This window comes from Chryseobacterium camelliae, assembly GCF_030818575.1.
Taxonomy (GTDB): Bacteria; Bacteroidota; Bacteroidia; order Flavobacteriales; family Weeksellaceae; genus Chryseobacterium; species Chryseobacterium camelliae_A.
The window spans coordinates 3457103-3482046 of the sequence record NZ_JAUTAL010000001.1 but is presented as its reverse complement, the minus strand read 5'-3'; the positions used below and the strand labels follow the sequence as shown (position 1 = coordinate 3482046).

The following is a 24944-nucleotide window of genomic DNA, read 5'->3' as shown; positions in this document are numbered from 1 at the left end:
TAGTGGAATTATATTATTCATTTTCAGCCTTAATAGTCCTGGCATCCATATTTGCTTACCTCAATTACAGATTTTTAAAACTTCCGAGTACCATCGGAATCATGGTTATAGCCATTGTGGTATCCATTTTTCTAGTGCTATTTGGTGAAACTTTTCTGCCAAGGACATTCGGACACCTTAATGACCTGATGAACAGCATCGACTTTACCGAAGTACTGATGGGTGCGATGCTTAATTTCCTTCTGTTTGCAGGAGGAATACACATCAATATCGATGATCTTAAAGAACAGTTCAGGCCCGTCGTTATTTTTTCTACTGCGGGAGTGGTCATTTCAACATTCGTTGTCGGTTTCGGAACCTATTATTTATTGCCACTGGTAGGGATTGAGCTGCCGCTGATTTACTGCCTTGTTTTCGGGGCTCTTATTTCGCCTACCGATCCTGTGGCCGTATTAAGTATTCTTAAACAAGCCAATGTTTCCAAGTCCCTGGAAACCAAGGTTGCAGGAGAATCTTTATTCAATGATGGTATGGCAGTCGTGGTTTTTACAGTTATACTGCAGCTGGCCATCGGGCAGGAAGTCGACCTCAGTCTCGAAAGTATAGGAATGCTGCTGCTCAAAGAAGCCGGCGGAGGATTGCTGTTGGGAGTGGTGTTGGGATGGGTTACTTCCAGGCTGATGCGGGAAGTGGACGACTATATTATTTCTGTTCTGGTAACCCTGTCTGTTGTGATGGGAGGATATCTTATTGCAAGGCAGATGCATATTTCCGGGCCGTTGACCATGGTGGCTGCTGGACTTTTTATGGGGAATTTCAATACCAAATTCAATATGAAATCCATCACCCAGGATTACCTGATCAAGTTCTGGGAGCTTATTGACGAAATCCTGAATGCGGTCCTGTTCCTCTTCATTGGTTTTGAGCTTTTGATGATCAAAGACCTGAAGTATTTCATGATTCCGGGTCTCATTTCCATCATCGTGGTTTTGCTGGCGCGGTTTATTTCCATCTGGGTACCTACGAAATTCATGTCCCTGAGAACGAGGTTTAATCCACAAACGGTAAAAGTCCTCGTATGGGGAGGAATACGCGGAGGGGTATCGATCGCCCTGGCTTTATCTATTCCTAAAAATGAATACAGCAACACCATATTAAGTATTACCTATTGTGTGGTCGTGTTCTCTATTGTAGTCCAGGGTCTTACGATTGCAAAAGTAGCTAACCCTAAAAAGATTGTGAGTGAGGAGAAAGAAGCCGTTATCATAGATGAAAATTAATAATGAGCTCAGTCGTTACCGATATCCGTGAAGCACTGGCTGCACTGGCTGTGCCCGGTAAAGCCCTGGATTATCAGAAATTTTTCAAAACCGGTATAGGAGAGTACAGTGAAGGTGATGTTTTTCTGGGCATATCGGTTCCGGATCAGAGAGCAGTAGCCAAAGCCTTTTATCTGAATATTTCATTAGATGAAATAAGCCTCCTTCTTTCATCGGATTATCATGAACACAGGCTTACAGCTTTGCTGATGATGGTAAACCGGTTTCGGAAAGCTAAATCTCAGGCAGAAAAGAATGAAATCGTGGACCTGTACCTGTCACATCTGCAATATGTAAACAATTGGGATCTGGCGGATTCCAGTTCCTATACGATACTCGGCTGTTATGCCTATGAATATGATAGAGCGGACCTGCTGCGTTCATTAGCCCTTTCCGATCCGATGTGGCATAAGAGGATTGCAGTAGTTGCCACTTTATACCATATAAAAAAACACTCGTTTGAACTGACCAAAGAGCTGGTCTCCAACAATCTGGAGCACCCGCATGACCTTATGCATAAGGCAAACGGCTGGATGCTGAGAGAAATGGGAAAGAAGGCTCCCGATGATCTGATCCGTTATCTCAACCGGCATTACCAGGATATGCCAAGGACCTGCCTCAGGTATGCCATAGAGAAACTGGACGAACCGTTGCGCCAGAAATACTTAAAAGGACAAATATAATTATGCAAGACTGCTTCTTCTGGAAAACCATTGTTCATTATTTCCTGCACCTGATCTTTCCGGTTTTTATTGCCCTGATATTCTACAGGAAGACCTGGTTCAGAACTTATCTCATCCTTCTGGCAACCATGCTTGTAGACCTGGACCATCTTTTCGCTGATCCTGTCTTCGATCCTTCACGGAACAGCATAGGGTTTCATTTCCTGCATTCCTACTATGCCATCGCAGTGTATATTTTAATGCTCCTCTTCAGAGGAAATATCAGGATAATTGCTATTGGCTTGCTGCTGCATATGCTCACGGATTTCCAGGATTTTAATTTCTGGTGTCATTAAAAAATAATTAATATCCTCTTTCATTATTTTAAAAATGATAGATTTTTTGTATTTTGTAGACACTTATGAAACCAAAAGAATTTTTACATTACACCTATATTTTCCCCGTAGTAGCGGTCCTGTATTATTTTTCAGGACTTATTGGCCATGGGGTTCTTTATGATGTGATTGCCGGAATCCTGCTTACCGGAAGCGTTCTTTCGGCTGTCCACCATGCAGAAATGGTGGCTCATAAAGTAGGAGAGCCTTTCGGAACGATTATTCTGGCACTTTGTATTACGATTATCGAAGTAGCCCTGATCATCTCACTGATGGTTGCAGGAGGGGATCAGGCCATCACATTGGCAAGGGATACTGTTTTTGCAGCAGTAATGCTTATTTTAAACGGTATTCTAGGAATCTGTATCCTCGTGGGAGGCGTGAAATATTATGAACAGTTCTTTGCCCGCAGTTCAGCGACTACTTATCTCGTAAGTATTGTTTCCATACTGATCCTGACACTCGTCCTTCCTAATTTTACCTCAAGCGTTAACGGTCCTTTTTATAATAATGCACAGCTTATTTTCGTCTCTATTGCCTGCCTGGTGATTTACGGCATTTTCCTGATGGTACAGACCGTGCGCCACAGGAGCTATTTTGTAGTACCGGATGAGCACCCGGCTGAACATTATGTTCCTTCTATGGGCAAAACCATGATCAGTTTCGTATTCCTGGTGATCTGCCTTGCTATTGTGGTCATGATGGCCAAAGGGCTCTCTTCTACCATAGAAGATATGGTACAGAGTGTCGGTGCACCGAAATCTTTGGTTGGGGTAATTATTGCAGCTGTGGTTCTGCTTCCGGAGGGACTTGCGGCTATCCGTGCGGCGAGGGGAAATCAGATCCAGTCGAGCCTGAATCTGGCATTGGGTTCTGCATTGGCAAGTATAGGATTGTCTATTCCTGCAGTGTCCATTGTCTGTATCCTGTACGATATTCCGTTGGTCCTTGGGCTGGATAAAAAAGATATTATCCTGCTTTCACTGTCTGTGTTCATCGTAATGCTGTCATTAAGCAGAGGGAAAACCAATATTCTTTATGGCACTGTACTGCTGGTGAATCTGGCCGCGTACATATTTACGGTAATCGTTCCTTAAAGGCGCCGGGCAAGTTCCATTTTAAAAGCCATAAGCTTGGCTATATTCTGAGCTTTATATACCGCCATATCAGCATTTTCCCCGGTAAATTCCTCTTCAATGGTGCTGATCCATAATTCAAGCCACCGCTCAAAGTGTTGCTTTTCCATTGCATGAACCTCGTTAATGGGAAAGTGGGCACCCATGGGATTTCCTTTATACGTCATCTGCCCGAACAGAACTGATTCCCAGAATGCATACATTTTAGGAAGATGGTTATCCCAGTTTACTTTGGCCACGTCATTGAAGAAAAAACCGATGGTTTCATCATGCACTACTTTATCATAAAATGAGTTGACAAGGTGTTCAATATCCTGTCTGGTCTCCAGTTTTTTCATACGTTAAAGTTAGTTTAAAATCAATTTAAAAATTCGATGGGGCTGTTGATAAATTTCATGGAAACAATATTTTATCTTTGCAGCATATTTTCCTGTTGATATAAAATTTCAGGCATAGGGATGGCAAACGGTTTCAGAAAAAAGATTCTTCAGAAAAGCACGGAAAACAGTGGCTTTGGTGACAGTGCATCCGGACGGTTCATCAAAAAAGACGGACTGCCCAATGTAGAGCGCAAAGGAGTTTCAATGCTCAACCGTTTCAGCTGGTACCATACCATGCTTGAGCTCTCCACGTTCAGGTTCCTGTCTTACCTGGTTATTGCCTATATTCTGGTTAACCTGATCTTTGCTCTGATCTACTACCTTATCGGAGTAGAACATCTTACAGGCATTGATAAAAGGGATGCGGTCAATGAATTTATTGATGTCTTTTTCTTCAGTTCACAGACTTTTACTACCGTAGGTTACGGGAGAATAGCTCCGGTAGGCTTTATGGCAAGCCTGGTCGCTACTTTTGAGGCATTTTTGGGACTGCTTACTTTTGCGATAGCCACAGGGCTCTTTTACGGGCGTTTTTCCCGTCCGAGAGCTTACCTTACATTTTCGGATGTGGCTCTGGTTGCTCCCTTCCATAATGCTTCTGCTTTGATGTTCAGGCTGGCACCTTATAAAAATAATTCGCTGACGAATGCGGATGTTATTGTTTCGGCAGCTATCCAAGTTCATGAAGACGGAAACCATAAAAGTAAATTTTATAGCCTGAAAACGCAGCTAAGCCATATCAATACGCTGGCTCTGAACTGGACTATTGTGCATGCCATAGATGAAGATTCACCTTTTTACGGATTTACAGAGCAGGATTTTAAGAGTACGGATATAGAAATCATTGTACATGTCCGGGCTTTTGATGAAGTTTTTTCCAATACTGTCGTTCAACGCACTTCTTATGCCTCAGATGAGATTATATACGGAGCCGTATTTACGCCGATGTATTATCCCTCAAAGGATAAAAGATCCACAATTCTTGACCTTGAGAAAATCAATGAATATACAATGGCAGAAATACCTGTTTTAAGAGATGAAAAATAATGGATATAGAATTGTATAAAAAACAGGCGCTTCAGAAACAGAATGAGCACCGTAAGTTTCTCGAAGGGCTGAAGAAGAAACCACCCAAGAACCTTGATTACATCGTTCAGGAGGTTCATGAAGAAGTCTTTGAGACCATCGATTGCCTCAGCTGTGCCAACTGCTGTAAAACTACCGGGCCCCTGTATACCGAAAAAGATATTGAACGCATTGCTAAACACCTGAAAATGAAACCGGCAGATTTTGAGGCTAAATTTCTGAGGGTTGATGAGGATAATGATAAGGTATTACAGCATTTACCATGTTTTTTTCTGAATAACGATAACACGTGTTCGATTTATGATGTCCGCCCTAAAGCCTGCCGTGAATACCCTCATACAGATCGTAAAAAGATATATCAGATTAATAACATTATGATAAAAAATACTGTTATCTGTCCGGCAGCTTACGAATTTGTAGAGAATATGACTAAAAGGCTAAAAAAATAAACTTTAATCCCAATTAGTCACAAAAGGTTATAATTAAAGTTAAATAAAACCCATTACCATACTTTAGTATAAAACTTGTCGTTTTTAATATAACCAACACCATAAAATATTATATTATGAAAAAGTTATTTTTAGCAATGGCATTTGTAGTAGGAGGATTAATTACTGCTTCGGCGCAGGTAACTCCACAAACCAAAACGGACACTTCCGGCACGGGCACACTGACACCACAGCAGCAAAGTGACCGTGACCTGAATAATGGTACCAATAATACCACCAACGGGACATTGAACAATGGAACCAATGGTACCTTGGATAATAATGGCATGAATAACACACGTTCCAACAGTACTACTATAGATACTGCAAGAACAGATGGTTCAAGAGATGCCATAAAGGAAACTAAAAAATCCAAGAAGAAAACGAGATAATTTATCTTGGATAAATTAGAAATCCTGGAAAGACTTGTCTTTCCAGGATTTTTTATGGCTAAAAAAAGCATTGAATTATTCAATGCTTTCTCCTTTCACTTTTTACTTTTTCCCATTCTCCCGGGACAGGCTATATTAAAAAAAGCCGGGAGATTCTCCCGGCTCTATATTATACCACACCTTGTGCAAGCATTGCTTCTGCTACTTTCACGAAGCCGGCGATATTGGCTCCCTTTACATAGTTTACATAGCCATTTTCTTCTTTTCCATAGTCCCTGCAGGCTTTATGGATTCCGATCATGATCTCTTTCAATCGTGCATCAACTTCTTCAGAAGTCCAGTTCAGACGGATCGAGTTTTGGGTCATTTCCAATCCTGAAGTTGCAACTCCTCCGGCATTGGATGCTTTCCCCGGAGAGAACAGTACCTGATTGTCTAGGAAATAATTGATCGCATCCAGAGTAGAAGGCATATTGGCTGCTTCAGTTACGCATACACATCCGTTTTCAACCAGTATTTTAGCATCTTCAAGATCCAGTTCGTTTTGGGTTGCAGAAGGGAAGGCTACATCACACTTCACATCCCAAGGGCGTTTCCCGGCATGGAATTCAGCAGACGGATATTTTTTAGCATAATCTTCCGCCCTGTTATTCCCTGAAGATCTCAGCTCAAGCAGATAATCGATCTTTTCACCGCTGATCCCGTCTTTATCATAGATATAACCATCTGGTCCGGAAATCGTTACGACCTTTGCTCCCAGTTCTGTCGCTTTTTTAATGACTCCCCAGGCTACGTTTCCGAAACCTGAAACCGTTACGATCTTATCCTGGAAGGTCTGTCCGATGGTCTTAAGCATCTGCTCTGCAAAATAAACAACCCCATATCCGGTAGCTTCAGGACGGATCAGTGATCCTCCGTAAGCCAGACCTTTTCCGGTAAGCACGCCGGTAAACTCATTTCTGATTTTTTTATATTGCCCGAACAGGTAGCCGATCTCTCTGGCTCCAACTCCGATATCTCCAGCAGGAACATCCGTTTCAGGGCCGATATGCTTGCAAAGCTCCGTCATGAAAGCCTGGCAGAAACGCATTACTTCCATATCAGATTTCCCTTGAGGGTCAAAATCAGACCCACCTTTACCACCGCCCATAGGAAGGGTAGTCAATGAATTTTTAAATACCTGCTCAAAAGCAAGGAATTTCAGAACGGAAAGGTTTACGGTAGGATGGAAACGGATTCCTCCTTTATAAGGCCCAATAGCAGAATTCATCTGGATTCTGAACCCTCTGTTAACCTGAATCTCACCTTTGTCATCAACCCATGGAACTCTGAATATAATGATTCTTTCGGCTTCAGCCATCCTTTCAAGCAGCTTCATACCGTTATATTCTTTCTTGGTAGCAATAAACGGAATCACAGTTACAGCCACTTCTTTTACCGCCTGTAAAAATTCCGGTTCGTTAGGATTTTTTGCTTCTATCTTAGCAATAAACTCCTGAATTTTCTGCTCAATATTATATTGTTCCATATATTAAGGTTGAATATTATTGCCAACAAATTTAAATTTTTTTTCAAGATTCACAATACCTTATCCAATGATTGTTTATAATTTAATAAAATTATGACTTAATATTGTTAAATTGATAATTTTTATACAAATATTGCCAAAAATTAAATGTTATCTGTTAAATAATGCAGTATTAAGAAATAGTTAATTATCAGATTGCTGTAAATTGTCTCCCGGAAAGCGTTTTTATCTTCCCCAAAAGCTCCAGTTCAAGGATTACGGGTAAAATTCTGTAGGGCGGAAGCTCTGTTGAGGCAGCCATATCGTCTAAAGATATCTGTTGGTTTTCTTTGATGCACTGATAAATGAGTTCCTGAATTTCGTTTAACTGAACATGTATGGCACTATAAGGAAACAGTTCTTCCATATGTTCTCGGGAACCGTTGAGTCCAAGTTGTTCGATAAGTTCTTTAGTCGTGGAAATAACAGACGCTTTATGTTGGAATATCAAATGGTTACAGCCCTGGCTGTAAGGGTCTGTAATTTTACCGGGAAGGGCAAATACGTCACGGTTATATTGATTGGCAAAGGTAGCTGTACTTACTGATCCTCCTCCGAAAGCGGTTTCAACCACCACCGTTGCAGGGGAAAGTCCGGCAATGATCCTGTTCCTCTGAATGAAGTTTTCACGGTCCGGCTTCCGGGAAGAATTGAATTCTGTGAGGAGTGCTCCTCCATGATCAAGGATTCTTTCCGACAGCCTCCTGTTTCTGAAAGGATATAATGTATGGAACCCATGGGCAAGTACGGCTACGGTAGGAATATTAATGTTCAGTGACTGTTCGTGGACTTCTTTATCTACTCCGAGCGCCAGTCCGCTTACAGAACTGTACCTGCATGACTGGGTTTCCTCAAAAAAAGTATGGATAAAAGATTTTCCGTACGGCGTCATATTCCGCGTTCCTACAATGCTTACCGTTTTTAGCGTATTGTCAATTTCGCCTTTCTGATAGAGGATGGCCGGCGCATCATCGCATTCATTTAAAAGTGGTGGAAGATCACGCAGATGCCTTAATTTAATTGTGATGTTATCTCTTTCGCAGAACTTAATTTCTTTTTCAGCAAACCTCAGGTAATCCGGATTGCCGATATCTGCTACTGCCTTACGCCCGATTCCCTCTACGGCTCCCAGCTCCCGGGCGTGCTTTTTCCCAGGCAAGCTTTGCATTGCCGAAGGTTCTTACAAGCTTACTGAAATTAATATCGCCGATGAGACTGCACTCGCGGAGTGCGATGGCGTACAGGTGTTCTTCAGAAATCATAGGTGTTTTTTTATCAAATGTAACAAATTAAGATTTATTTCTTCCTTAATTCGTCCAGATGATCCCAAATGTCATCTTTTTTCTTGTAGGGCAATTCAGAAAAATCTTCAGGATGATTTTCTTTGTACTGCTGCCAGAGCTTATCATCTCTTTCACTGTAATAATTAGGGAATTCCCAGATGTATTTCTTCTTCTTTTCACCTACATTTTTAAAGGCAAATGCAATAATGCTTCCTACAATAGCTCCAGCCAGGTGTGCCTGCCACGAAACTTTACTCGGTGCCTGAAGATTGTAAAACAATTCTTCAGGAAACATCCCCCAAACAAGGCTTCCGTAGTATAAAACGACTAGGAGAGAGATGGTAAGGAGTTTAACATTCCACCGGAATACACCGCTGAAAAAAAGAAAAAAAGCAAGGACATAAACAACTCCGCTGGCCCCTATAGTACAGGTGTACATATATTCTCCCGTGAGGATATCTACGGGAGGCAGCAGCCACAGCAGTAGCCCCGTCGCCAGCCAGCCGATAACAAAAACCTTATTGGCAACCAACGGATAAAACTGATACAGCAGGAACATCAGGATGGCTATCGGGATAGAGTTGCCAATAATATGATCCAGATTGCCATGCAGCAAAGGTGAAGTAATTACACCCAGCAGGCCTTCCGGCAACAGGGGAATAATAGCTCCGAAGCAATTTTCAAAAAAGCCGGCCATCTGCAACAGATAGCCCAGCCACATCGCAGCCAGCATCAGTAAAGGATAAATAACAGCTTTTCTGGAAATTACATTTTTTAGCATGGCTAGATTACGTCAAACGGGAAGCCAAGAATAAATTCCGGAAATTTTGGCGAGGTTTTCAGGAGATGAGTTCTTTTTGAGACAAAAAGTAGATTTTTCAGAAAAATATATCCTAAAATGAAAATATTGCCCCAATCCTATCTTTTTATATCATTTATTCTTAATGATTTGATTATAAAATGAGTATTCATCACATAAAGCAGGAAAACGGCAAAATTTATATTTTTATTTTTGTATCAAAATTTTTTTGAAATATGGGAAAACTTGTATTCGCGATTGCTGTAACTCTTGGAATATATGCTCATGCTCAGGAAGAAAAGACTGATGAGCAGCCGGTATCTGATACGGTGAAGCATTGGTCGGTTCTTGGAAAAAATACATTGCTGGTCAACCAGACCGCCTTTTCAAAGTGGGTAGGAGGGGGAGCCAACAATGTCGGCTGGCTCGCCGGGGCTAATTATAACCTCACCTACGAAAAGGACAATGACCTTTGGGAAAACATCATTATTTTAGACTATGGGCAGAATAATACCAAAGGGTTGGGAACGCGAAAAACACAGGATCTCATCAATATTTCCACCAATTACGGGAGGAAGTTTTCTAAAAGCTGGTATATGTCAGCAGGTGCCGGATTACAGACCCAGTTTTCTGCCGGTTATGAAGACGGAAACAATCCCCAAGCTAAAAAAATCTCCAATTTCATGGCTCCGGGCTACCTGAACTTGGGTCTCGGGATCACTTATAGGCCGAATGATAATATTACTGTAAACCTCAGACCAACCAATGCCAGATGGACTCTGGTATTAGATAAGGAACTTCAGACAGCAGGGACATACGGCTTAAAACAGGACGGTGATACTTCGCTTTTACAATTTGGTTTCCTGGGTACCGCTTTTTATAAGCTGAAAATTATGGAAAATATTAATCTTACAAATACAGCCTCTATATTTTCAAATTATTTGGACCATCCGGAAAGGCTTGTTCTGTCCTATGGTGCCATCCTCAATATGAAAGTGAACAAATTTATTTCTACCAACATAACGGTGGATGTATTATATGACCATAACCAGATCCAGAAAACCCAGCTGAAACAAACCCTGGGAATAGGATTTGCCTATACGGTGGATAACGGTGTGAAACGCTCCAGCCGTCAGGACAGTCAATGGTGGATTAAAAAATAATATATCTTTTAACCCAAAAAAGCACTTCATTATGAAGTGCTTTTTTGATATTGGGAAACATGTTCCTAAAATTCTATGTCCACTTCCAGCTTTTCAACCAGAAGTTTGGAGATTTTTTCCTTTAGGGCTTCAATGTCAATATTCTGCATGGCATCATTAGCAAATGCATAGAGAAGCAGTGCCTGAGCTTCCTTTTTAGAAATCCCTCTTGCTCTCAGGTAGAATAATGCATCCTCATTCAGCTGGCCTACAGTACATCCGTGAGAACATTTAACATCATCGGCAAAGATTTCAAGCTGAGGCTTGGTATCGATAGCGGCTCCCTCACTCAGTAAAACATTGTTATTTTGCTGATAGGCATTGGTTTTCTGGGCTTCTTTATCCACGAAAACTTTTCCGTTGAATACGCCATGCGATTTGCCGTCAAAAATCCCTTTATAATTCTGGTAGCTCTCACAGTTCGGGAAATTGTGGTGAACTGCTGTATGATGGTCAACCAGCTGGTCTTTACCAATAATGGTAATCCCGTTCATGAAAGAATTAATGTTTGATCCGTTGTGTATGAAATCCAGGTTGTTCCTGACGAGTTTCCCACCGAATGAAAATGTATTCACAGTGGTTAAACTGTCTTTTTCCTGCCTGGCAAAAGTACTGTCAACAAGATACGAAGTATCATTGTCGTTCTGCAGTTTATGCCAGTCAGCTTTTGCATTCGCATGCGTGAAAATTTCCGTTACCGAATTGGTAAACACGTAAGACGCATCGAAGTTATGGTGACTCTCTATGATTTCCACCTTGGCACCTTCCTCAACGATCAGCAGGTTACGGGTATTGTAAAATGTATTCTCTTCCTGATTCTGGGAGATGTAAAAAACATGGATCGGTTTTTCGATCACTACATTTTTAGGGACTTTAAGGAAAAATCCGTATTTGCAGTACGCCTGGTTAAGATTTGTAAATGCAGAATCTTTAGAAGCGATTGTATTGAAATACTGATCGAAGATATCCCTGTGCTTTTCATCATTCAGGGCATGATTGAACGAAAGGAACTCTACGTTTTCAATGGAAACTTTGGATAGTTCCTTATTCAGTTTACCGTTAACGAACGTGATCCAGTCAAAATTCTCCTCCCCCAGATGCAGCTGGTCCAGCTGTTCTTTGGTGATGGTATGAGGTTCTTTCGGGAAAAAGTTATATCCTTTCTCAATGATTTCCTTTAGGTTGGTATATTTATATTCTTCGTCTTTCTTGGATGGAAAACCTTTCTTTTCGAATCTTTCAAGCGCTGCTCTACGGTCATCATCAAGGAATCTATGACGAAGACTTTCCAAAAACTCATTGTGGTTTTCTGTAATCTGTTCTTTTAATGCCATTACTGGTATATCTGTGGTTCGCACCATTTTTTTCTTTTTATTAGGCTGAATTGCTATTCCGCAAAATAGACTCATTTGTATATCTGAGACCATGACTCATCACTGTTATAACAGGAGAATCACTCACTGAAGCTCAAAATTTCAATCTTAATTTAAAAGCCAGTCGTATCCTTTTTCTTCCAGTTCAAAGGCAAGGGATTTGTCTCCTGTTTTGATGATCTTTCCGTTGGCCAGTACATGGACGAAGTCAGGCTGGATATAGTTCAGTAATCTCTGATAGTGGGTAATCAAAAGTACGGCATTGCCTTCATTCTTGAAATGGTTCACGCCGTCTGCCACAATTCTCAATGCATCAATATCCAGTCCGGAATCCGTTTCGTCAAGGATTGCCAGTTTAGGATTCAGCATCATCATCTGGAAAATTTCGTTTCTTTTTTTCTCTCCACCGGAGAATCCTTCATTTAATGATCGGGAAAGAAAATCTTTTTTTATGCCCAACTGCTCAGATTTTTCACGGATCATAGCAAGCATTTCCTTAGCAGGCATTTCTTCCATACCGTTGGCTTTCCTGTTTTCATTCAGGGCCGCTTTAATGAAATTGGTTACAGAAACCCCGGGAATCTCCACAGGATACTGAAATGAAAGGAAAATTCCTTTATGCGCTCTTTCTTCAGGAGCATCCTCGTTGATCAATTCTCCGTCGAAAATAATCTCTCCTTCTGTGATTTCATAGTCTTCCTTACCTGCAATAACAGAAGATAAGGTAGATTTACCGGCACCGTTCGGCCCCATGATGGCATGGACCTCGCCCGGCTTGATTTCGAGGTTAATTCCTTTTAATATTTGTGCGCCGTCTTCAATTCTGGCGTGAAGGTCTTTAATTTGTAACATTCTTGCTAACTTTTCTTTTTATAATTCTATTAAATTCCTCTGTATGCAGAGTATTCATAAGGTGGCCAAGTGATCGGAACACAATCATATTCTGTTCTGTATTCCTGATTGAAATATTATCCTACTGAGCCTTCCAGTGAGATTTCCAGAAGTTTCTGGGCCTCAATGGCAAATTCCATTGGCAGCTTATTGAGGACTTCTTTGCTGAACCCGTTTACGATCAGAGCAATAGCTCTCTCTGTATCGATTCCTCTCTGGTTACAGTAGAAGATCTGATCTTCACCGATTTTTGAAGTGGTCGCCTCATGCTCCAGTTGTGCGGAAGGATCTTTAATTTCAATGTATGGAAATGTATGTGCTCCGCATTCATTGCCCATCAGCAAAGAATCACATTGGGAAAAGTTTCTTGCCCCTTTGGCCGAAGGCATTACTTTAACGAGCCCACGGTAGGAGTTCTGCGATTTTCCTGCAGAAATTCCTTTTGAAATAATAGTCGAGCGGGTATTTTTCCCGATATGGATCATTTTAGTTCCCGTATCTGCGTACTGATGGTTATTTGTTACTGCGATAGAATAGAATTCACCGATAGAACCATCACCTTTTAATATGCATGACGGATACTTCCATGTCACTGCAGAACCCGTTTCAACCTGTGTCCATGAAATCTTTGCCTTTCTCTCGCAAAGCCCTCTTTTCGTTACAAAATTGAATACCCCGCCTTTTCCTTCTTCATTACCAGGGTACCAGTTCTGAACCGTCGAATATTTAATTTCAGCATTGTCCAGGGCAATCAGCTCAACGACAGCTGCGTGCAGCTGATTCTCGTCTCTTGACGGTGCAGTACATCCTTCAAGATAAGATACATAACTGCCTTCATCAGCAATAACAAGTGTTCTTTCAAACTGCCCTGTTCCGGCCTGGTTGATCCGGAAATAGGTGGAAAGCTCCATCGGGCATCGTACGCCTTTAGGAATGTAACAGAAACTGCCGTCTGAAAATACAGCGGAGTTCAGGGCGGCATAAAAGTTATCGCCTCGCGGAACCACTTTCCCGATGTATTTCCTCACCAGATTCGGATGATGCTTGATCGCTTCAGAAATAGAACAGAAAATAATCCCTTTCTCGGCCAGTGTATCCTGGAACGTTGTCTTTACGGAAATAGAGTCCATAACGATATCAACGGCTACTCCGGAAAGCCTTTTCTGTTCTTCAATATTAATGCCCAGCTTTTCAAATGTTTTGATCAGCTCAGGGTCCACTTCGTCCAGGCTGGCCAGCTCCGGTTTCACTTTGGGTGCCGCATAATATCTGATGGCCTGAAAATCAGGCTTCTCATATTTGATGTTGGCCCATTCCGGTTCTGTCATCTTCTGCCAGACCCTGAATGATTCCAGACGCCATTCCGTCATCCATTCCGGCTCTTCCTTCTTGGCGGAAATGGCTCGCACAATATCTTCATTCAGGCCGATGGGGAACTCCTCGTAATCAATCTGGGTTTCCCAGCCGAATTCGTATTTTTTATTTTCTAGATCAACCCTTAGGTCGTCTTCTGTGTATTTACTCATAATGTATTCAGAGATTCAGAGATTAAGAAATTCAGGAATTTCTAGAATCTAAATTGCTCTTTTCAAGATATTTTATAAAATGATAAATTTCTTTTGTGATTTCCAGGCACTCATGATTAAGTGCATGAAAAATCTTATCATCAATTTTCTCTAACCGGAATAACACAAACAGCATATTTCTTACTTCAGCACAGCTCCCTTTAGCAATTCAAAGGAATCTGATTAATTGTTTATTTGCTTCCATATTCAGAGCTCTCAGCAATATTGTTGCTTACTGATAATGTGGCTCTTTTCAACTGTTCCTTAAGAGAAAATCCTTTCTGTAAATTTTCATCATCAAGAATTTTAAAAACTTCAACTGTAAATGAAATTGCCTTTTTATAAACCGGGAAATGTTCAAATGAAACAGTCATATAATTTCTAAATTTCTTAATCCCGGAATCTTTCAATAGCCTTTACAGGCTGAAAGACTCCCCGCAACCGCATGTTCTGGCTGCGTTTGGATTGTTAAAGACAAATCCTTTTCCGTTAAGTCCTCCTGAGTATTCCAGGGTAGTTCCTGCAAGATACAGGATAGATTTTTTATCCACTATGATTTTAATCCCGTTATCTTCAAAAATCTGGTCTGCATCTGTTTTCTGGTTGTCAAATTTCAGTACATATTCCAGACCGGAGCATCCGCCGCTTTTTACACCTACCCTTATATAATCTTCAGAAGCGTCAAATCCATCCTCCCTCATGAGCAGTATGGCTTTCTCTTTTGCGTGATCTGATACTTTTATCATTGTATTTATTTAGAATGATTTAATTAGGCAAAAATACGAACAAAAATCAGGATATAAAAATCGGCAATTTTATTTTATCAATTTTTATCATCGATGGCTTTAACTTTGATAAGCTTTTGAAATCCAATCTATAAATCAGGCTAAGAAATGAAAAAATTAGGCGTTATTGCTTTTATGCTTCTGATGCAGTCCATTGCTGCACAAACCAACAGATTCGTATACCAGGTGACCATGAAACCGGATGCTTCCAACAAGAATGACATCAAGACGGAAAATGCATATCTGGATATCTCTAAAGACAAATCCATGTTTTATTCTGAGAACAGGCTCAAAAGGGATTCCATTTTTCAGCAAGCTTTTCAGGGCGGCGGAGGAAGAGGCATGATCAGCAGGGATCAGATGGAAAGCCTGAGATCGAATATCAATTATTCCATTGAAAAAGATAAAACCAGCCAGAAAACCTATTTTAAGGACAGGATAGGAAGGGATATTTATACGTACGAGGAAGACCGTCCCATGAACTGGAAGATTTTTCCGGAAACTACCAAGATAGGGGAGTACAAAGTACAAAAGGCAGAAACCGATTTCGGCGGTCGCCACTGGACAGCATGGTTTACTGCAGATTTGCCTTATCAGGATGGTCCCTACAAATTCACCGGACTTCCAGGGCTTATTGTGAAAGCAGAGGATGATAAAGGGGATTATTCCTTTGACCTGATGAAAAACTATAAACTGGCTGAACTTCCATCCCTGAATCAGTTTGGAAATACAATCAAGGTAAAGCGTGCAGATTATATTAAACAGCAGGAACGTTTCGCGGCAGACCCTATGTCATTCATGAATTCAGGAGGAGGGCAGATGAGAATGATGACAAGAGGCGGAGAAGGTGGCCCGCCAACACCACCTGCTGATGCAAGAAAAAGAATGGAAGAGAGAATCAAAGATGAAGCAAAGAGAAACAGCAATCCTATAGAATTGAAATAAATTAACCGGGCTATGAAACTCATAGCCCGGTTTTATTTTATGGTGAGAGGAGAATAAAGTTATTTTAAAAGCTCGTCAAAAGTATTTCCCTGTTTGATATCTCCGGTATTATACCCTTTCATAAACCATTCTTTACGTTGTGCTGATGAACCATGGGTAAAACTTTCCTGGTTTACATATCCTTGGGAACGTTTCTGGATGTTATCATCACCAACGGCTTCCGCTGCGCTGATTGCCGCATCTATATCTCCCGGTTCAAGAATATGCTCCCTGTTATCCGTCTGCTTGGCCCAGACTCCTGCATAGAAATCTGCCTGGAGTTCTGTCGCAACGGAAACACGGTTCATCTGCGCTTCCGAATACTGGCCGCTTCTCCTCATTTCATCTACTTTCTGGGTGGTGCCCAGTAAAGTCTGGACATGGTGACCCATCTCGTGGGCCATTACGTAGGCAATCGTAAACTCTGTTACCTGAGCGCCGAACTGCTCCTGCAGTTCTCTAAAAAAACTCATGTCCATATAAACGGTCTGGTCTGCAGGACAGTAAAATGGTCCCATAGCCGATTGCGCAGTTCCGCACCCGGATTGGGTTGTATTTTCAAAAAGCACAACCTTTGCAGGACTGTATTGCATATTGTTTTCAGCAAAGATTTTGGTCCAGGTCTGCTCATTTTCAGCCGTAATCATCTCTACAAACTCTCGTACTTTAAGCTCTTTGTCATTCAGTTCCCTTTGCTCCGTAGGGGCAGAAGTGCTGCCGGAAGAAGAAAGAATGGATGAAGGATCTCCACCCAGAAAAAATACAATTGCGGCTATAATCAGCGTTCCTAGCCCGCCGCCAACCACGGCGCCTCCGCCCAGCCCCCGCCGGTCTTCAACATTGCCGCTCCTGTCGTCTGTCCATCTCATAGTCAGTAATTTTTGTGTTAGTAAATGTAAAGATTTAAAATTAATGTCTTTATTAAATGAGTATTTTTGTGCAAAATTGTAACCAAAGTGAAAAAATTCAGAAGTTATCTTTTAATGACAGCTCTGGCAGCTTTCGGGGCGTGTAATGACGGAGAGTCCAAAGCAGATGAAGTGAATACGGTAAACAAAAAAGCAGCTGTGGAAACAGAACTTTCCGTTCAGCATGCGGACTCTGTGGATATTCTGGTCACCCGGCACAAGATCTGGAAAGACCATAAGCTTGTTAAAGAACTTATCAAACGCGATACGATTCCAGCGCTGGGAGATACCCTTCAAACGGTTGAGGATAACCATGGGAATAGTCGTACAGCCAACATTAAGAAAGATTACGAATTTTATATAACCGTTCAGTAATCATGAAAAAATCAGATTCCATAACACTGCTTTTCGTAACGGGTCTTCTTGCGGCCTGTTCCCAGGAGAAGCCCCAGTCGAAATGGCAGAATGAAAAAAAAGTTTATATGCGTTCCGATACCACTGCGTCCTATACCAGGAGCCATGGATTCGTGCCCGGATATTTTTGGTATCATGCATTCCGTCCATACGGAGCCTATACCAATGGCGTTTACCGCCGCGCCGGCTATTACAGTGATGCGATAAGCTCGAAGTCCAATATCGGGAGAAGCACATACAAAGGCAATGTAACCAGAGGATTATTAGGCAGAAGCGGATTCAGGGCTTCTTCATAAATTATGGAAAGAATACAGACGGAAATACGTAAGGATTGGGAAAATAAGCTTGAGGGCCTTGGATTCGGGTATCATTCACTGGAAGGCCTGTACTGGGATGAAAGTCATTATTACCAATTTACCGGAAGCGAAATCGAAGCTATTGAAAATGCTACAGCCGAACTCTGGCAGATGTGCCTGGAGGCAGTAGACCATGTGATTGCTGAAAATCTTTGGGAGCGCTTCAACATTCCTCAACACTTCAGGGATTATATAGTGACCAGCTGGGAAGAAGATCATCCCTCAATTTACGGCAGGTTTGATTTCGGATTTGACGGGAAAAATCTGAAGCTCCTCGAATTCAATGCGGATACCCCGACTTCTTTATACGAAGCTTCGGTAATCCAGTGGTACTGGCTTCAGGACATGTTTCCTGACCGGGACCAGTTCAATTCCATTCATGAAAAGCTGATCGACTACTGGAAATATCTTACCAAATACATGAATCCGCGCCATATTTATTTTACTTCGCTTACGAATATTGAAGATGTGACGAATGTGGAATATATGCGGGATTGTGCCACACAGGCGGGTTTTGAGACAGAGTTTATTCCGGTCCAGGATATTGGGTGGGCAGACGATATAGAAGAATTTATCTCGGGAGACCAGACCATTATGGAATACATCTTCAAACTTTATCCTTACGAATGGATTCTGGAAGACGGATTCAGCGAAAAGCTTGTAAAAAATGCATTCCGTTCGCAATGGATAGAGCCAGCGTGGAAGGTCCTTCTTTCATCCAAAGCGATCCTGCCGGTGCTGTGGAAACTTTATCCGGATCATCCTTATCTGCTCGAAGCATACTTTGACGGGCCCAAAGACATGAAAGATTATGCCAGAAAGCCGGTCTTTTCACGTGAGGGAGCCAACGTAACCTTATACCAGAACCGCGTAGCTGTTGAGCATAACGAAGGAGGGTATGAAAAAGAAGGGTTCATCTACCAGAAACTTTTTAAACTTCCTGATTTTGACGGGAACCATCCCGTTATCGGCAGCTGGGTGATTGGGCAGGAGCCTGCCGGAATCGGTATCCGGGAAAGCGTTCACCTGATCACCAATAATCAGAGCAGGTTCATTCCGCATCTTATCAGCGGGTAAGCGCATTGGTTTTTACCCAGTATGAAGTGGACTGATAAGCGGATACCGCATCATTCACCAGCTTCTGCTCCGGTTTTTTAAGAAGATTTTCTTTGTAATAGATATTGAATTCAGGGGCTATTTTTCCTGTTTCCGGTGTTAGGGAGTATTGTTTTACCTTTTTTACCGGTGAAAGGATGGTAAGGGAGTTATCCTTAACCAGCCCTAAATCCTGATAGGTAGCAATATAGGCTTTCGGTTGGAATTCTTTCGTAAACACATCCTGGCCGAGGAATTTAGAGGTATAGTTGAAATGAAGCAATCCGAACACTGTAGGCATTACATCGATCTGGGACATCAGGCCGTCAAATTTCTGCGGCTGGATGAATCCTTCCGAAAAAACTATGGCAGGAATCCTGTATTTATCCATAGGAAGTTCCGTATCTCCGGCACTGGACGCGCAATGGTCTGCAATGATAATGAATACGGTATTGCTGTACCAGGATTGCTTTTTGGCCATCTCGAAGAACTTCCGGAGAGAGTAATCCGTGTATTTAACACCGCCTTCACGGGATTTTGCATCTCCCGGGATATCAATCCGTCCGTCCGGATAAGTAAACGGCCTGTGGTTGGAAACCGTCATCCAGTGGTTAAAGAAAGGTTTACCGGATCTTGCTTCTGCATTCATTACCTGTATCGCTTTTTTGGCCATATCTTCATCAGCGACTCCCCAAACATTGGCAAAGGATATTTCTTCAGGCTTGAAATTGTTCCGGTCTACAATGCCGTAACCGTTACCGGCAAAGAAATCCTGCATATTGTCGAAATAGCTGTAGCCTCCGTATAGAAATTTAACATCATATCCTTTTGATTTGAACACGCTGCCGGTAGTAAACCTGTTTTTATTGTTCTCCCTTTTGATAATACTTTCGCCTGCTGTAGGAGGGATGCATAAGGTAAGTGCTTCCAGTCCTCTTACTGTTCTGTTTCCGGTAGCATACAGATTGGTAAACATCAGCGAACGGTCTGCAAGGCTGTCCAGGAAAGGCGTAATTTTCTGGGTATTTCCATAATGTTCCAGGAAGTCTGCGGACAAGCTTTCTACCGAAATCAAGACTACATTCTTCTTTATTTCCGGCTGAGCAGATGCTACAGGCCTTGATAAAGAAGGCTCGGCATACTGGCTCAGGAAGTTTTTTTCTGCCTGTTTTTCATCCATTTGGATGTAAAACTGGAAATAGTCCAGTTCATTATGGGTAAAAGCCCAATAAAATTTAGGCAGTCCGTTGGAACCAATCTCATCGGCAAAAACATTGGTAGATTTAATCTGCATCATCACCGGAAGGGTGAGAAGGCTGATCGCTACCAGTACGGCAAAAGAACCCAACAGGATCATTTTCTGCCTGAAATCGGGCAGGTTCTGAAGCTCATTTCTGGTTTTCCGGTAGATCAGTAAGGTAATGGCAAGCGTAATGATGAAGATGCCACTGAAGAGCGGCACTACAGGATAGCTTTCCATGATATTGCCGATCACTTCATTTGTATAGATCAGGTAATCCACGGCAATGAAATTGTACCGTACACCGAATTCATTGTAAAAGAAATATTCACTTACTGCATTGAAAACGATGAGCAGAACATATAAGAACAGGGTAATGAAATACAGTACATTCCTTATTTTGATCCTCTTCTGAGGAAAGAAAAACATCAGGCCAAAAAGAAAGGCTTTCAGTCCAACAAAGATCAGGACTATTTTTGTTACGGAACCTCCGTACTGCTTGAAAATATTATTCGGGACAATGAGAATGTACAGGAAAATAAGGACCAGCAGGGACAGGATCAGCGGACCGTAAGGCTTTTTATATTTTGAATCAGACAGAAATAATAAGTACAATGCCAATACAGAACTTGCCAGGATAAAAACGAATACATCATTGGCAATACCGATCACCAGTACCTTTAAAACTTCAGACAATGTAAAATCCGCTGAAGTAATCGGATGAAAGAAGAAAATAATCCTGGTAATAAAGGATATGATGAGATAAAATAGTCCAAGGTATAAGAATGGCTGTGTTTTCTTTAAATCCATGAGAGAATCTGTATTGAGCTGCAAAGATAAATGATGTGAACAATTTTTGAACACATTATTAAATAATTTAAAATTTTTTTAAGAATTGTCTCTTAAACACCAATTGATTTTCAGGATATGTTAATAAAAAAAGGAGGCAAATTGCCTCCTGAAATATTTTTTGCCTCCAGTTTTTTAAGAATGTCCGAAACCGATATTGCCTTTTTTAACTGAAAGATTCTTTTTAAAATCAATCATCCTCAGGGCGGTTACTGCTGCTTCCACTCCTTTATTGCCAAGGTTACCGCCGCTTCTGGCTATAGACTGTTCCTTATTATCATCTGTCAGCACACAAAAAATTGTGGGTGTGTCGGTAAGGATATTACAGTCCTTGATTCCCTGGGCAACTGCTGAACAAACATAATCGAAATGAGGCGTCTCTCCCCGGATCACGCATCCGATTGCGATGACGGCATCATACTTCCGCTCTTTGCACAGCTGCATGGCAGCATAATTCAGCTCAAATGCACCCGGAACTTCAAAAAGCCTGATGTTTTCATGTTTTACCCCTTCTTTTTCAAGGATTTCCAAAGCGGCATCACGGAGGTTGTAGGTTACAAAATCATTCCACTCAGAAAAAACAATGCCGATAGAAAACTCATCGGCATTAGTAATATTCAGTGGCTTGTAATCGGAAAGATTAACTGTTGCCATTATTTTAGTAGTATTTAGTCATTTCAATGTAAGAATCAGACATTCCGTTGTCATAATCCTGGTATTTTTCGTCAATAACAGAGAAATATTTTTTAGCCTCTGCTTTCTTATTTAATCCTAAAGCTACGATACCTGCTTTTCTGGTAAAATAGTAGGTTGTATAAGGATCATCAGATGCTGAAGCTGCTTTGTCCAATAACTGTAAAGCTTCATCATTTTTATTAAGCCCGGACTTGGCATCTGCCATAGCTCCATACTTCATAGCAGTCATGGTCTTATTATCAGAAGAGAACTTATCTAAAAGATCGTAAGCTTCCTGGAACTTCCCTTCTTTAAATTTAAGGATCCCTGCATTGTAGGCAGAAAGTTTTCCGATATCCGTTGAGGAATATTCATTATAAGTTCCTATAAAACCAGGATTAGCAGCGGATTTACCTCCTAGAGCCTCTTTGTCTTTTCCTTCGGCAAGGTATTTCTGGGCAGCAAGGAAGCTTTTAACGGCTTCTGCATTTTTAGGAGCTACCACAAATTGCTTGTAGGCAAAAAATCCTAAAACTCCCAATACCAAAACTCCGAACACAATACTCAGCGGTTTTGAATATCTTTCAAGGAACCTCTCAGTGTTTAAAGCTTCTTTATCAAGGTCTTTAAAAAACTCTACCGTTTCTTTACCTTCTTGCTCTTGCTGAGCATTCTTTGTAAGTTTTGCCATAAATTCTTAAAAATTGAAATGCAAATTTAATTGTTTCTGAATGATTTACAAAATACTTTGCAGGTATTATTGATAAAACTGCATCACAGTGTATTTTTTATCCTGTTGAGCGTGTTTTTGATCCTTTTTTCCTGTGGTTTTGCGGTGTTAAAATTCAAGCGTGTGGTAAATTTCAGCGTTGAATTTTTCAAGCTTGTCTTTGCCGTTCAGGTCTTTCAACCCGATCAGGAAACTGAACTGTACCGGTATCGCACCCTGCTTCTGAACGAGTTTGGCTGCGGCTTCCGTGGTGCCTCCTGTGGCCAGAAGGTCATCATGGATCAGGATTTTCTGGCCCGGTTTGATCTGTCCTTTGCGCGTTTCAATTGCTGCACTCCCATATTCCAGATCGTATTCTTCGGAAACGACAGGCGGAGGAAGCTTTCCTTTTTTCCGGATCAGGATGAACGGGACATCCAGTGCCACGGCAATGGCGATTCCGAAAAGGTATCCTCGGCTCTCGATTCCGCATACGGCATCCACTTTTCCTTTACTGAAGGCTACCAGATCCCGGATCACTTCTTCATACAGCTTAGGATTCAGGAAGATAGGGGATATATCTTTAAACTGTATCCCCGGAATCGGGAAATCAGGAATATTCTCTATTGTTTCTTCAAGTTGTCTGATGAGTTCCTGTGAAGCCATTATGGATTGATTTTATAGCTTGAAATTTTCCATTCCCCGTTAACGTTTTTAAGTCCGAAAGTTGCTTTAAGTGAAGTAGTCCTTCCGTTCTTATCCGTCACATCATACGTTGCATTTACGCTGGCATTGTTTGTATTCGAGGCATTGGTGGTAATATTCTTAACGCTTACATTCTTTACAGAACCGAAACCTGAATTAGGATTGGAGAATGTTTCATAGCTGCCCCAGCTTGGATTGTTGGATGCGTCGAAGGCCGCTTTCAGGTTCTGAGAACTTACATTGCTCAGGAATTTATTAACGGTCGTCTTAGGATCTGCTGCAGGTTGTTTCGGAGCTGCAGGAGTTGTTGCACCGGTAGCAGGATCTGTAATAGTACCCGGAGTGGCTCCAGGATTATTAGGATCGATAGCCGATGGATCCTGTATCACGGCAGTAGAATCTACTTTAGGTGGTTCAGGCACTTTGAGCGCGGATGGATTGACATCCAGTCCGATTTTAGACATTTTGAACGTTTTTGCGGTTGTCTTCACAGAAACGGTGATGTCTATCTTGTTATCAACCACTTTAGCGGCAGGGATAGAGGAGTATCTAAGGTTAAAGCCTTTGAAATTGTTATCCTGCATCAGGTTTTTCGATGTCGAAATCTTTACGCCGTTGCTGAAAACCTCCAATGTGGTTTCCAGACCGGCTCCGGTAAAGGAAACAGGATTTCCGGCATTGTCTACAAGTCTCGGAATGATCTGCAGGGAAGTGGCCCCGGTCCCGTCGTCACCCATTGGCCTGGTGATGATGCTGAGGGCGTTGGCTCTTACGTCGTTTGGATCGCTTTCCTTGGCTTTTTCATCAACCGAAGATATTCATTTCTCCCAGTGATGGCGGAGCATTGCTGGCCCATTCAATCCCGTTTTTCTGTGCTACTTCATCTGCCATAGCCAGGATTTCAGGAACTTTTTTCCCGTTAATCAGTTTTCCCAGTGCTTTCAGTTCGGCAACATCGCCGTCTGCTTCCACTCCGAAGGTCTTAAGGATATACAGCGCCTCATTGAATTTAATCTGTTTAATGGTAGGAAGGCTGGAAGTCATATCATTGATACTCGACTGCAGAGTCTTGGTATTGGTAGCATCTACCTGATCTTTCTTACATGCTGTAAAAAGCAATAAGCTGAACATAAGCAGATAAGATAACTTTTTCATTTTTTATCGGTTTGGTGCAAATTTAATAAAACCTTTATTAAGTGTATGTTTTATTTTTTACTTTGTTTTGAAGGCTGGATACCTTAGTGAACATGGGCTGTTTGTGCCTGCATGACACAATTTTTGAATATAGCAACAAAAAATCCATCAGAAAATTTCTGATGGATTTTGGCTCCTCCTGCTGGGCTCGAACCAGCGACCCTCTGATTAACAGTCAGATGCTCTAACCGACTGAGCTAAGGAGGAATGTCCTCGTTTAAGTAGTGCAAATATAAAACGAATAATTATATCAAGCAAATTTTTATCCCGTGTTTATGGGCGAAAACAGATGTTTCGCAGCTTAAATTCTCGTTTTCAAAGATTTAAATTGTAAGGGAAACAACTGAAAATATAGGTTCTCGGATACTTGAAATTAAAACTACAAAGAAGATTTCTTAATTATGGCTGTTCTCAAAGGGTTATTATTTAATTGGGACGGGGACCTTTTGTAAAACAGGAAAAAAGAAGGTAAAGAAAATCTGCATTTGGATG

27 protein-coding genes, 1 tRNA gene and 1 pseudogene are annotated in these 24944 nt (G+C 41.5%); 12 read left to right on the top strand and 17 right to left on the bottom strand.

Annotated elements, in window-relative coordinates:
- Nucleotides 1-2 precede the first annotated feature (2 nt).
- The 4 genes from QE404_RS15950 to QE404_RS15935 all read left to right on the top strand — a co-directional run bounded on the left by QE404_RS15950 (nt 3) and on the right by QE404_RS15935 (nt 3473).
- Complete coding sequence (locus QE404_RS15950; RefSeq protein WP_307452149.1) at nt 3-1280, top strand: cation:proton antiporter; 1278 nt, start codon at nt 3-5, stop codon at nt 1278-1280.
- 2 nt (nt 1281-1282) lie between these two features.
- The gene (locus QE404_RS15945; protein WP_307452147.1) at nt 1283-2002 is read left to right on the top strand and encodes a DNA alkylation repair protein; all 720 of its coding nucleotides are present in this window, start codon (nt 1283-1285) and stop codon (nt 2000-2002) included.
- A gap of 2 nt (nt 2003-2004) precedes the next feature.
- A complete protein-coding gene (locus QE404_RS15940; RefSeq protein ID WP_307452145.1) occupies nt 2005-2337 on the top strand; it encodes a DUF6122 family protein in 333 nt (110 codons plus the stop codon).
- 65 nt (nt 2338-2402) lie between these two features.
- Nucleotides 2403-3473, top strand: a complete 1071-nt coding sequence (locus QE404_RS15935) for a calcium:proton antiporter (RefSeq protein WP_307452143.1) — start codon at nt 2403-2405, stop codon at nt 3471-3473.
- Here the strand turns inward: QE404_RS15935 and QE404_RS15930 are convergent.
- Complete coding sequence (locus tag QE404_RS15930; protein ID WP_307452141.1) at nt 3470-3850, bottom strand: group III truncated hemoglobin; 381 nt, start codon at nt 3848-3850, stop codon at nt 3470-3472. The two genes, QE404_RS15935 and QE404_RS15930, sit on opposite strands and share 4 nt — an antisense overlap.
- A 120-nt stretch (nt 3851-3970) precedes the next feature.
- On the opposite strand from QE404_RS15930, the gene QE404_RS15925 reads away from it, so the two are divergent.
- From QE404_RS15925 to QE404_RS15915, 3 genes are all read left to right on the top strand, one after another.
- On the top strand, nt 3971-4939 hold the full coding sequence (locus tag QE404_RS15925) for an ion channel (RefSeq protein ID WP_307452138.1): 969 nt from the start codon (nt 3971-3973) through the stop codon (nt 4937-4939).
- Nucleotides 4939-5427: a YkgJ family cysteine cluster protein gene (locus QE404_RS15920; protein WP_307452136.1), complete on the top strand. Its 489-nt coding sequence runs from the start codon at nt 4939-4941 to the stop codon at nt 5425-5427. Before QE404_RS15925 ends, QE404_RS15920 begins: the two co-directional genes overlap by 1 nt.
- A 116-nt stretch (nt 5428-5543) precedes the next feature.
- Complete coding sequence (locus QE404_RS15915; protein WP_307452134.1) at nt 5544-5858, top strand: hypothetical protein; 315 nt, start codon at nt 5544-5546, stop codon at nt 5856-5858.
- Nucleotides 5859-6027: 169 nt separating this feature from the next.
- On the opposite strand, the gene gdhA is transcribed toward QE404_RS15915, so the two are convergent.
- From gdhA to QE404_RS15900, 3 genes are all read right to left on the bottom strand, one after another.
- Nucleotides 6028-7386: an NADP-specific glutamate dehydrogenase gene (gdhA, locus tag QE404_RS15910; protein WP_307452132.1), complete on the bottom strand. Its 1359-nt coding sequence runs from the start codon at nt 7384-7386 to the stop codon at nt 6028-6030.
- A gap of 190 nt (nt 7387-7576) precedes the next feature.
- Nucleotides 7577-8593, bottom strand: coding sequence for a DNA-processing protein DprA (dprA, locus tag QE404_RS15905; RefSeq protein ID WP_307454003.1), 1017 nt, complete (start codon nt 8591-8593; stop codon nt 7577-7579).
- Between the two features lie 128 nt (nt 8594-8721).
- Nucleotides 8722-9489: a rhomboid family intramembrane serine protease gene (locus tag QE404_RS15900; protein ID WP_307452128.1), complete on the bottom strand. Its 768-nt coding sequence runs from the start codon at nt 9487-9489 to the stop codon at nt 8722-8724.
- 254 nt (nt 9490-9743) lie between these two features.
- Here QE404_RS15900 and QE404_RS15895 point away from each other — a divergent pair, with 254 nt between their 5' ends.
- Nucleotides 9744-10670 carry a DUF3078 domain-containing protein gene (locus tag QE404_RS15895; protein ID WP_307452125.1) on the top strand — a complete coding sequence of 309 codons (927 nt, stop codon included), beginning with the start codon at nt 9744-9746 and terminating at the stop codon, nt 10668-10670.
- A gap of 65 nt (nt 10671-10735) precedes the next feature.
- Here the strand turns inward: QE404_RS15895 and sufD are convergent, their stop codons facing one another.
- The 6 genes from sufD to QE404_RS15865 all read right to left on the bottom strand — a co-directional run bounded on the left by sufD (nt 10736) and on the right by QE404_RS15865 (nt 15284).
- On the bottom strand, nt 10736-12043 hold the full coding sequence (sufD, locus tag QE404_RS15890; protein ID WP_307452122.1) for a Fe-S cluster assembly protein SufD: 1308 nt from the start codon (nt 12041-12043) through the stop codon (nt 10736-10738).
- A 147-nt stretch (nt 12044-12190) separates the two neighbouring features.
- Entirely contained in the window at nt 12191-12934 is a 744-nt protein-coding gene (sufC, locus tag QE404_RS15885; RefSeq protein WP_307452119.1) for a Fe-S cluster assembly ATPase SufC, read from the bottom strand.
- A gap of 116 nt (nt 12935-13050) precedes the next feature.
- Complete coding sequence (gene sufB / locus QE404_RS15880) at nt 13051-14499, bottom strand: Fe-S cluster assembly protein SufB (protein ID WP_307452117.1); 1449 nt, start codon at nt 14497-14499, stop codon at nt 13051-13053.
- Between the two features lie 31 nt (nt 14500-14530).
- Nucleotides 14531-14674: a hypothetical protein gene (locus tag QE404_RS15875; RefSeq protein WP_307452114.1), complete on the bottom strand. Its 144-nt coding sequence runs from the start codon at nt 14672-14674 to the stop codon at nt 14531-14533.
- 55 nt (nt 14675-14729) lie between these two features.
- Nucleotides 14730-14912, bottom strand: a complete 183-nt coding sequence (locus tag QE404_RS15870; protein WP_307452111.1) for a four helix bundle protein — start codon at nt 14910-14912, stop codon at nt 14730-14732.
- Nucleotides 14913-14954: 42 nt separating this feature from the next.
- Nucleotides 14955-15284, bottom strand: a complete 330-nt coding sequence (locus QE404_RS15865; protein WP_307452108.1) for a HesB/IscA family protein — start codon at nt 15282-15284, stop codon at nt 14955-14957.
- A gap of 147 nt (nt 15285-15431) precedes the next feature.
- On the opposite strand from QE404_RS15865, the gene QE404_RS15860 reads away from it, so the two are divergent.
- On the top strand, nt 15432-16268 hold the full coding sequence (locus QE404_RS15860; protein ID WP_307452105.1) for a GLPGLI family protein: 837 nt from the start codon (nt 15432-15434) through the stop codon (nt 16266-16268).
- Nucleotides 16269-16327: 59 nt separating this feature from the next.
- On the opposite strand, the gene ypfJ is transcribed toward QE404_RS15860, so the two are convergent.
- Entirely contained in the window at nt 16328-17176 is an 849-nt protein-coding gene (ypfJ, locus tag QE404_RS15855; protein WP_307452103.1) for a KPN_02809 family neutral zinc metallopeptidase, read from the bottom strand.
- An 87-nt stretch (nt 17177-17263) separates the two neighbouring features.
- On the opposite strand from ypfJ, the gene QE404_RS15850 reads away from it, so the two are divergent.
- The 3 genes from QE404_RS15850 to QE404_RS15840 are packed head-to-tail and all read left to right on the top strand — an operon-like array spanning nt 17264 to nt 19062.
- Complete coding sequence (locus QE404_RS15850; RefSeq protein ID WP_307452100.1) at nt 17264-17590, top strand: hypothetical protein; 327 nt, start codon at nt 17264-17266, stop codon at nt 17588-17590.
- A gap of 2 nt (nt 17591-17592) precedes the next feature.
- On the top strand, nt 17593-17925 hold the full coding sequence (locus QE404_RS15845; protein WP_307452099.1) for a hypothetical protein: 333 nt from the start codon (nt 17593-17595) through the stop codon (nt 17923-17925).
- Between the two features lie 3 nt (nt 17926-17928).
- A complete protein-coding gene (locus QE404_RS15840) occupies nt 17929-19062 on the top strand; it encodes a glutathionylspermidine synthase family protein (RefSeq protein ID WP_307452096.1) in 1134 nt (377 codons plus the stop codon).
- Here QE404_RS15840 and QE404_RS15835 read toward each other — a convergent pair.
- The 6 genes and pseudogenes from QE404_RS15835 to QE404_RS15810 all read right to left on the bottom strand — a co-directional run bounded on the left by QE404_RS15835 (nt 19052) and on the right by QE404_RS15810 (nt 24659).
- Nucleotides 19052-21130, bottom strand: a complete 2079-nt coding sequence (locus tag QE404_RS15835) for an LTA synthase family protein (protein WP_307452093.1) — start codon at nt 21128-21130, stop codon at nt 19052-19054. The two genes, QE404_RS15840 and QE404_RS15835, sit on opposite strands and share 11 nt — an antisense overlap.
- A gap of 174 nt (nt 21131-21304) precedes the next feature.
- Nucleotides 21305-21823, bottom strand: a complete 519-nt coding sequence (ribH, locus tag QE404_RS15830; RefSeq protein ID WP_307452090.1) for a 6,7-dimethyl-8-ribityllumazine synthase — start codon at nt 21821-21823, stop codon at nt 21305-21307.
- 4 nt (nt 21824-21827) lie between these two features.
- Nucleotides 21828-22535 (bottom strand): tetratricopeptide repeat protein, encoded by a 708-nt coding sequence (locus QE404_RS15825; protein WP_307452087.1) that lies wholly within the window; start codon nt 22533-22535, stop codon nt 21828-21830.
- A gap of 147 nt (nt 22536-22682) precedes the next feature.
- The gene (locus QE404_RS15820) at nt 22683-23219 is read right to left on the bottom strand and encodes an adenine phosphoribosyltransferase (protein ID WP_307452085.1); all 537 of its coding nucleotides are present in this window, start codon (nt 23217-23219) and stop codon (nt 22683-22685) included.
- A pseudogene (locus tag QE404_RS15815) lies at nt 23219-24413 on the bottom strand (hypothetical protein). Before QE404_RS15815 ends, QE404_RS15820 begins: the two are co-directional and overlap by 1 nt.
- Before the next feature lie 169 nt (nt 24414-24582).
- Nucleotides 24583-24659, bottom strand: a tRNA-Asn gene (locus QE404_RS15810).
- Nucleotides 24660-24944 lie beyond the last annotated feature (285 nt).

Excerpts from the sequence above, each read along its gene's own strand:
- QE404_RS15860 (WP_307452105.1), top strand. The coding sequence starts at position 15,432 with ATGAAAAAATTAGGCGTTATTGCTTTTATGCTTCTGATGCAGTCCATT.
- QE404_RS15865 (WP_307452108.1), bottom strand. The coding sequence starts at position 15,284 with ATGATAAAAGTATCAGATCACGCAAAAGAGAAAGCCATACTGCTCATG.
- QE404_RS15825 (WP_307452087.1), bottom strand. The coding sequence starts at position 22,535 with ATGGCAAAACTTACAAAGAATGCTCAGCAAGAGCAAGAAGGTAAAGAA.
- QE404_RS15925 (WP_307452138.1), top strand. The coding sequence starts at position 3,971 with ATGGCAAACGGTTTCAGAAAAAAGATTCTTCAGAAAAGCACGGAAAAC.
- QE404_RS15870 (WP_307452111.1), bottom strand. The coding sequence starts at position 14,912 with ATGACTGTTTCATTTGAACATTTCCCGGTTTATAAAAAGGCAATTTCA.
- dprA (WP_307454003.1), bottom strand. The coding sequence starts at position 8,593 with ATGCAAAGCTTGCCTGGGAAAAAGCACGCCCGGGAGCTGGGAGCCGTA.
- QE404_RS15915 (WP_307452134.1), top strand. The coding sequence starts at position 5,544 with ATGAAAAAGTTATTTTTAGCAATGGCATTTGTAGTAGGAGGATTAATT.
- sufB (WP_307452117.1), bottom strand. The coding sequence starts at position 14,499 with ATGAGTAAATACACAGAAGACGACCTAAGGGTTGATCTAGAAAATAAA.
- QE404_RS15840 (WP_307452096.1), top strand. The coding sequence starts at position 17,929 with ATGGAAAGAATACAGACGGAAATACGTAAGGATTGGGAAAATAAGCTT.
- QE404_RS15930 (WP_307452141.1), bottom strand. The coding sequence starts at position 3,850 with ATGAAAAAACTGGAGACCAGACAGGATATTGAACACCTTGTCAACTCA.
- QE404_RS15845 (WP_307452099.1), top strand. The coding sequence starts at position 17,593 with ATGAAAAAATCAGATTCCATAACACTGCTTTTCGTAACGGGTCTTCTT.
- QE404_RS15945 (WP_307452147.1), top strand. The coding sequence starts at position 1,283 with ATGAGCTCAGTCGTTACCGATATCCGTGAAGCACTGGCTGCACTGGCT.
- QE404_RS15920 (WP_307452136.1), top strand. The coding sequence starts at position 4,939 with ATGGATATAGAATTGTATAAAAAACAGGCGCTTCAGAAACAGAATGAG.
- ribH (WP_307452090.1), bottom strand. The coding sequence starts at position 21,823 with ATGGCAACAGTTAATCTTTCCGATTACAAGCCACTGAATATTACTAAT.
- QE404_RS15940 (WP_307452145.1), top strand. The coding sequence starts at position 2,005 with ATGCAAGACTGCTTCTTCTGGAAAACCATTGTTCATTATTTCCTGCAC.
- QE404_RS15895 (WP_307452125.1), top strand. The coding sequence starts at position 9,744 with ATGGGAAAACTTGTATTCGCGATTGCTGTAACTCTTGGAATATATGCT.
- ypfJ (WP_307452103.1), bottom strand. The coding sequence starts at position 17,176 with ATGAGATGGACAGACGACAGGAGCGGCAATGTTGAAGACCGGCGGGGG.
- QE404_RS15820 (WP_307452085.1), bottom strand. The coding sequence starts at position 23,219 with ATGGCTTCACAGGAACTCATCAGACAACTTGAAGAAACAATAGAGAAT.
- sufC (WP_307452119.1), bottom strand. The coding sequence starts at position 12,934 with ATGTTACAAATTAAAGACCTTCACGCCAGAATTGAAGACGGCGCACAA.
- QE404_RS15900 (WP_307452128.1), bottom strand. The coding sequence starts at position 9,489 with ATGCTAAAAAATGTAATTTCCAGAAAAGCTGTTATTTATCCTTTACTG.
- sufD (WP_307452122.1), bottom strand. The coding sequence starts at position 12,043 with ATGGCATTAAAAGAACAGATTACAGAAAACCACAATGAGTTTTTGGAA.
- QE404_RS15835 (WP_307452093.1), bottom strand. The coding sequence starts at position 21,130 with ATGGATTTAAAGAAAACACAGCCATTCTTATACCTTGGACTATTTTAT.
- QE404_RS15875 (WP_307452114.1), bottom strand. The coding sequence starts at position 14,674 with ATGCTGTTTGTGTTATTCCGGTTAGAGAAAATTGATGATAAGATTTTT.
- gdhA (WP_307452132.1), bottom strand. The coding sequence starts at position 7,386 with ATGGAACAATATAATATTGAGCAGAAAATTCAGGAGTTTATTGCTAAG.
- QE404_RS15935 (WP_307452143.1), top strand. The coding sequence starts at position 2,403 with ATGAAACCAAAAGAATTTTTACATTACACCTATATTTTCCCCGTAGTA.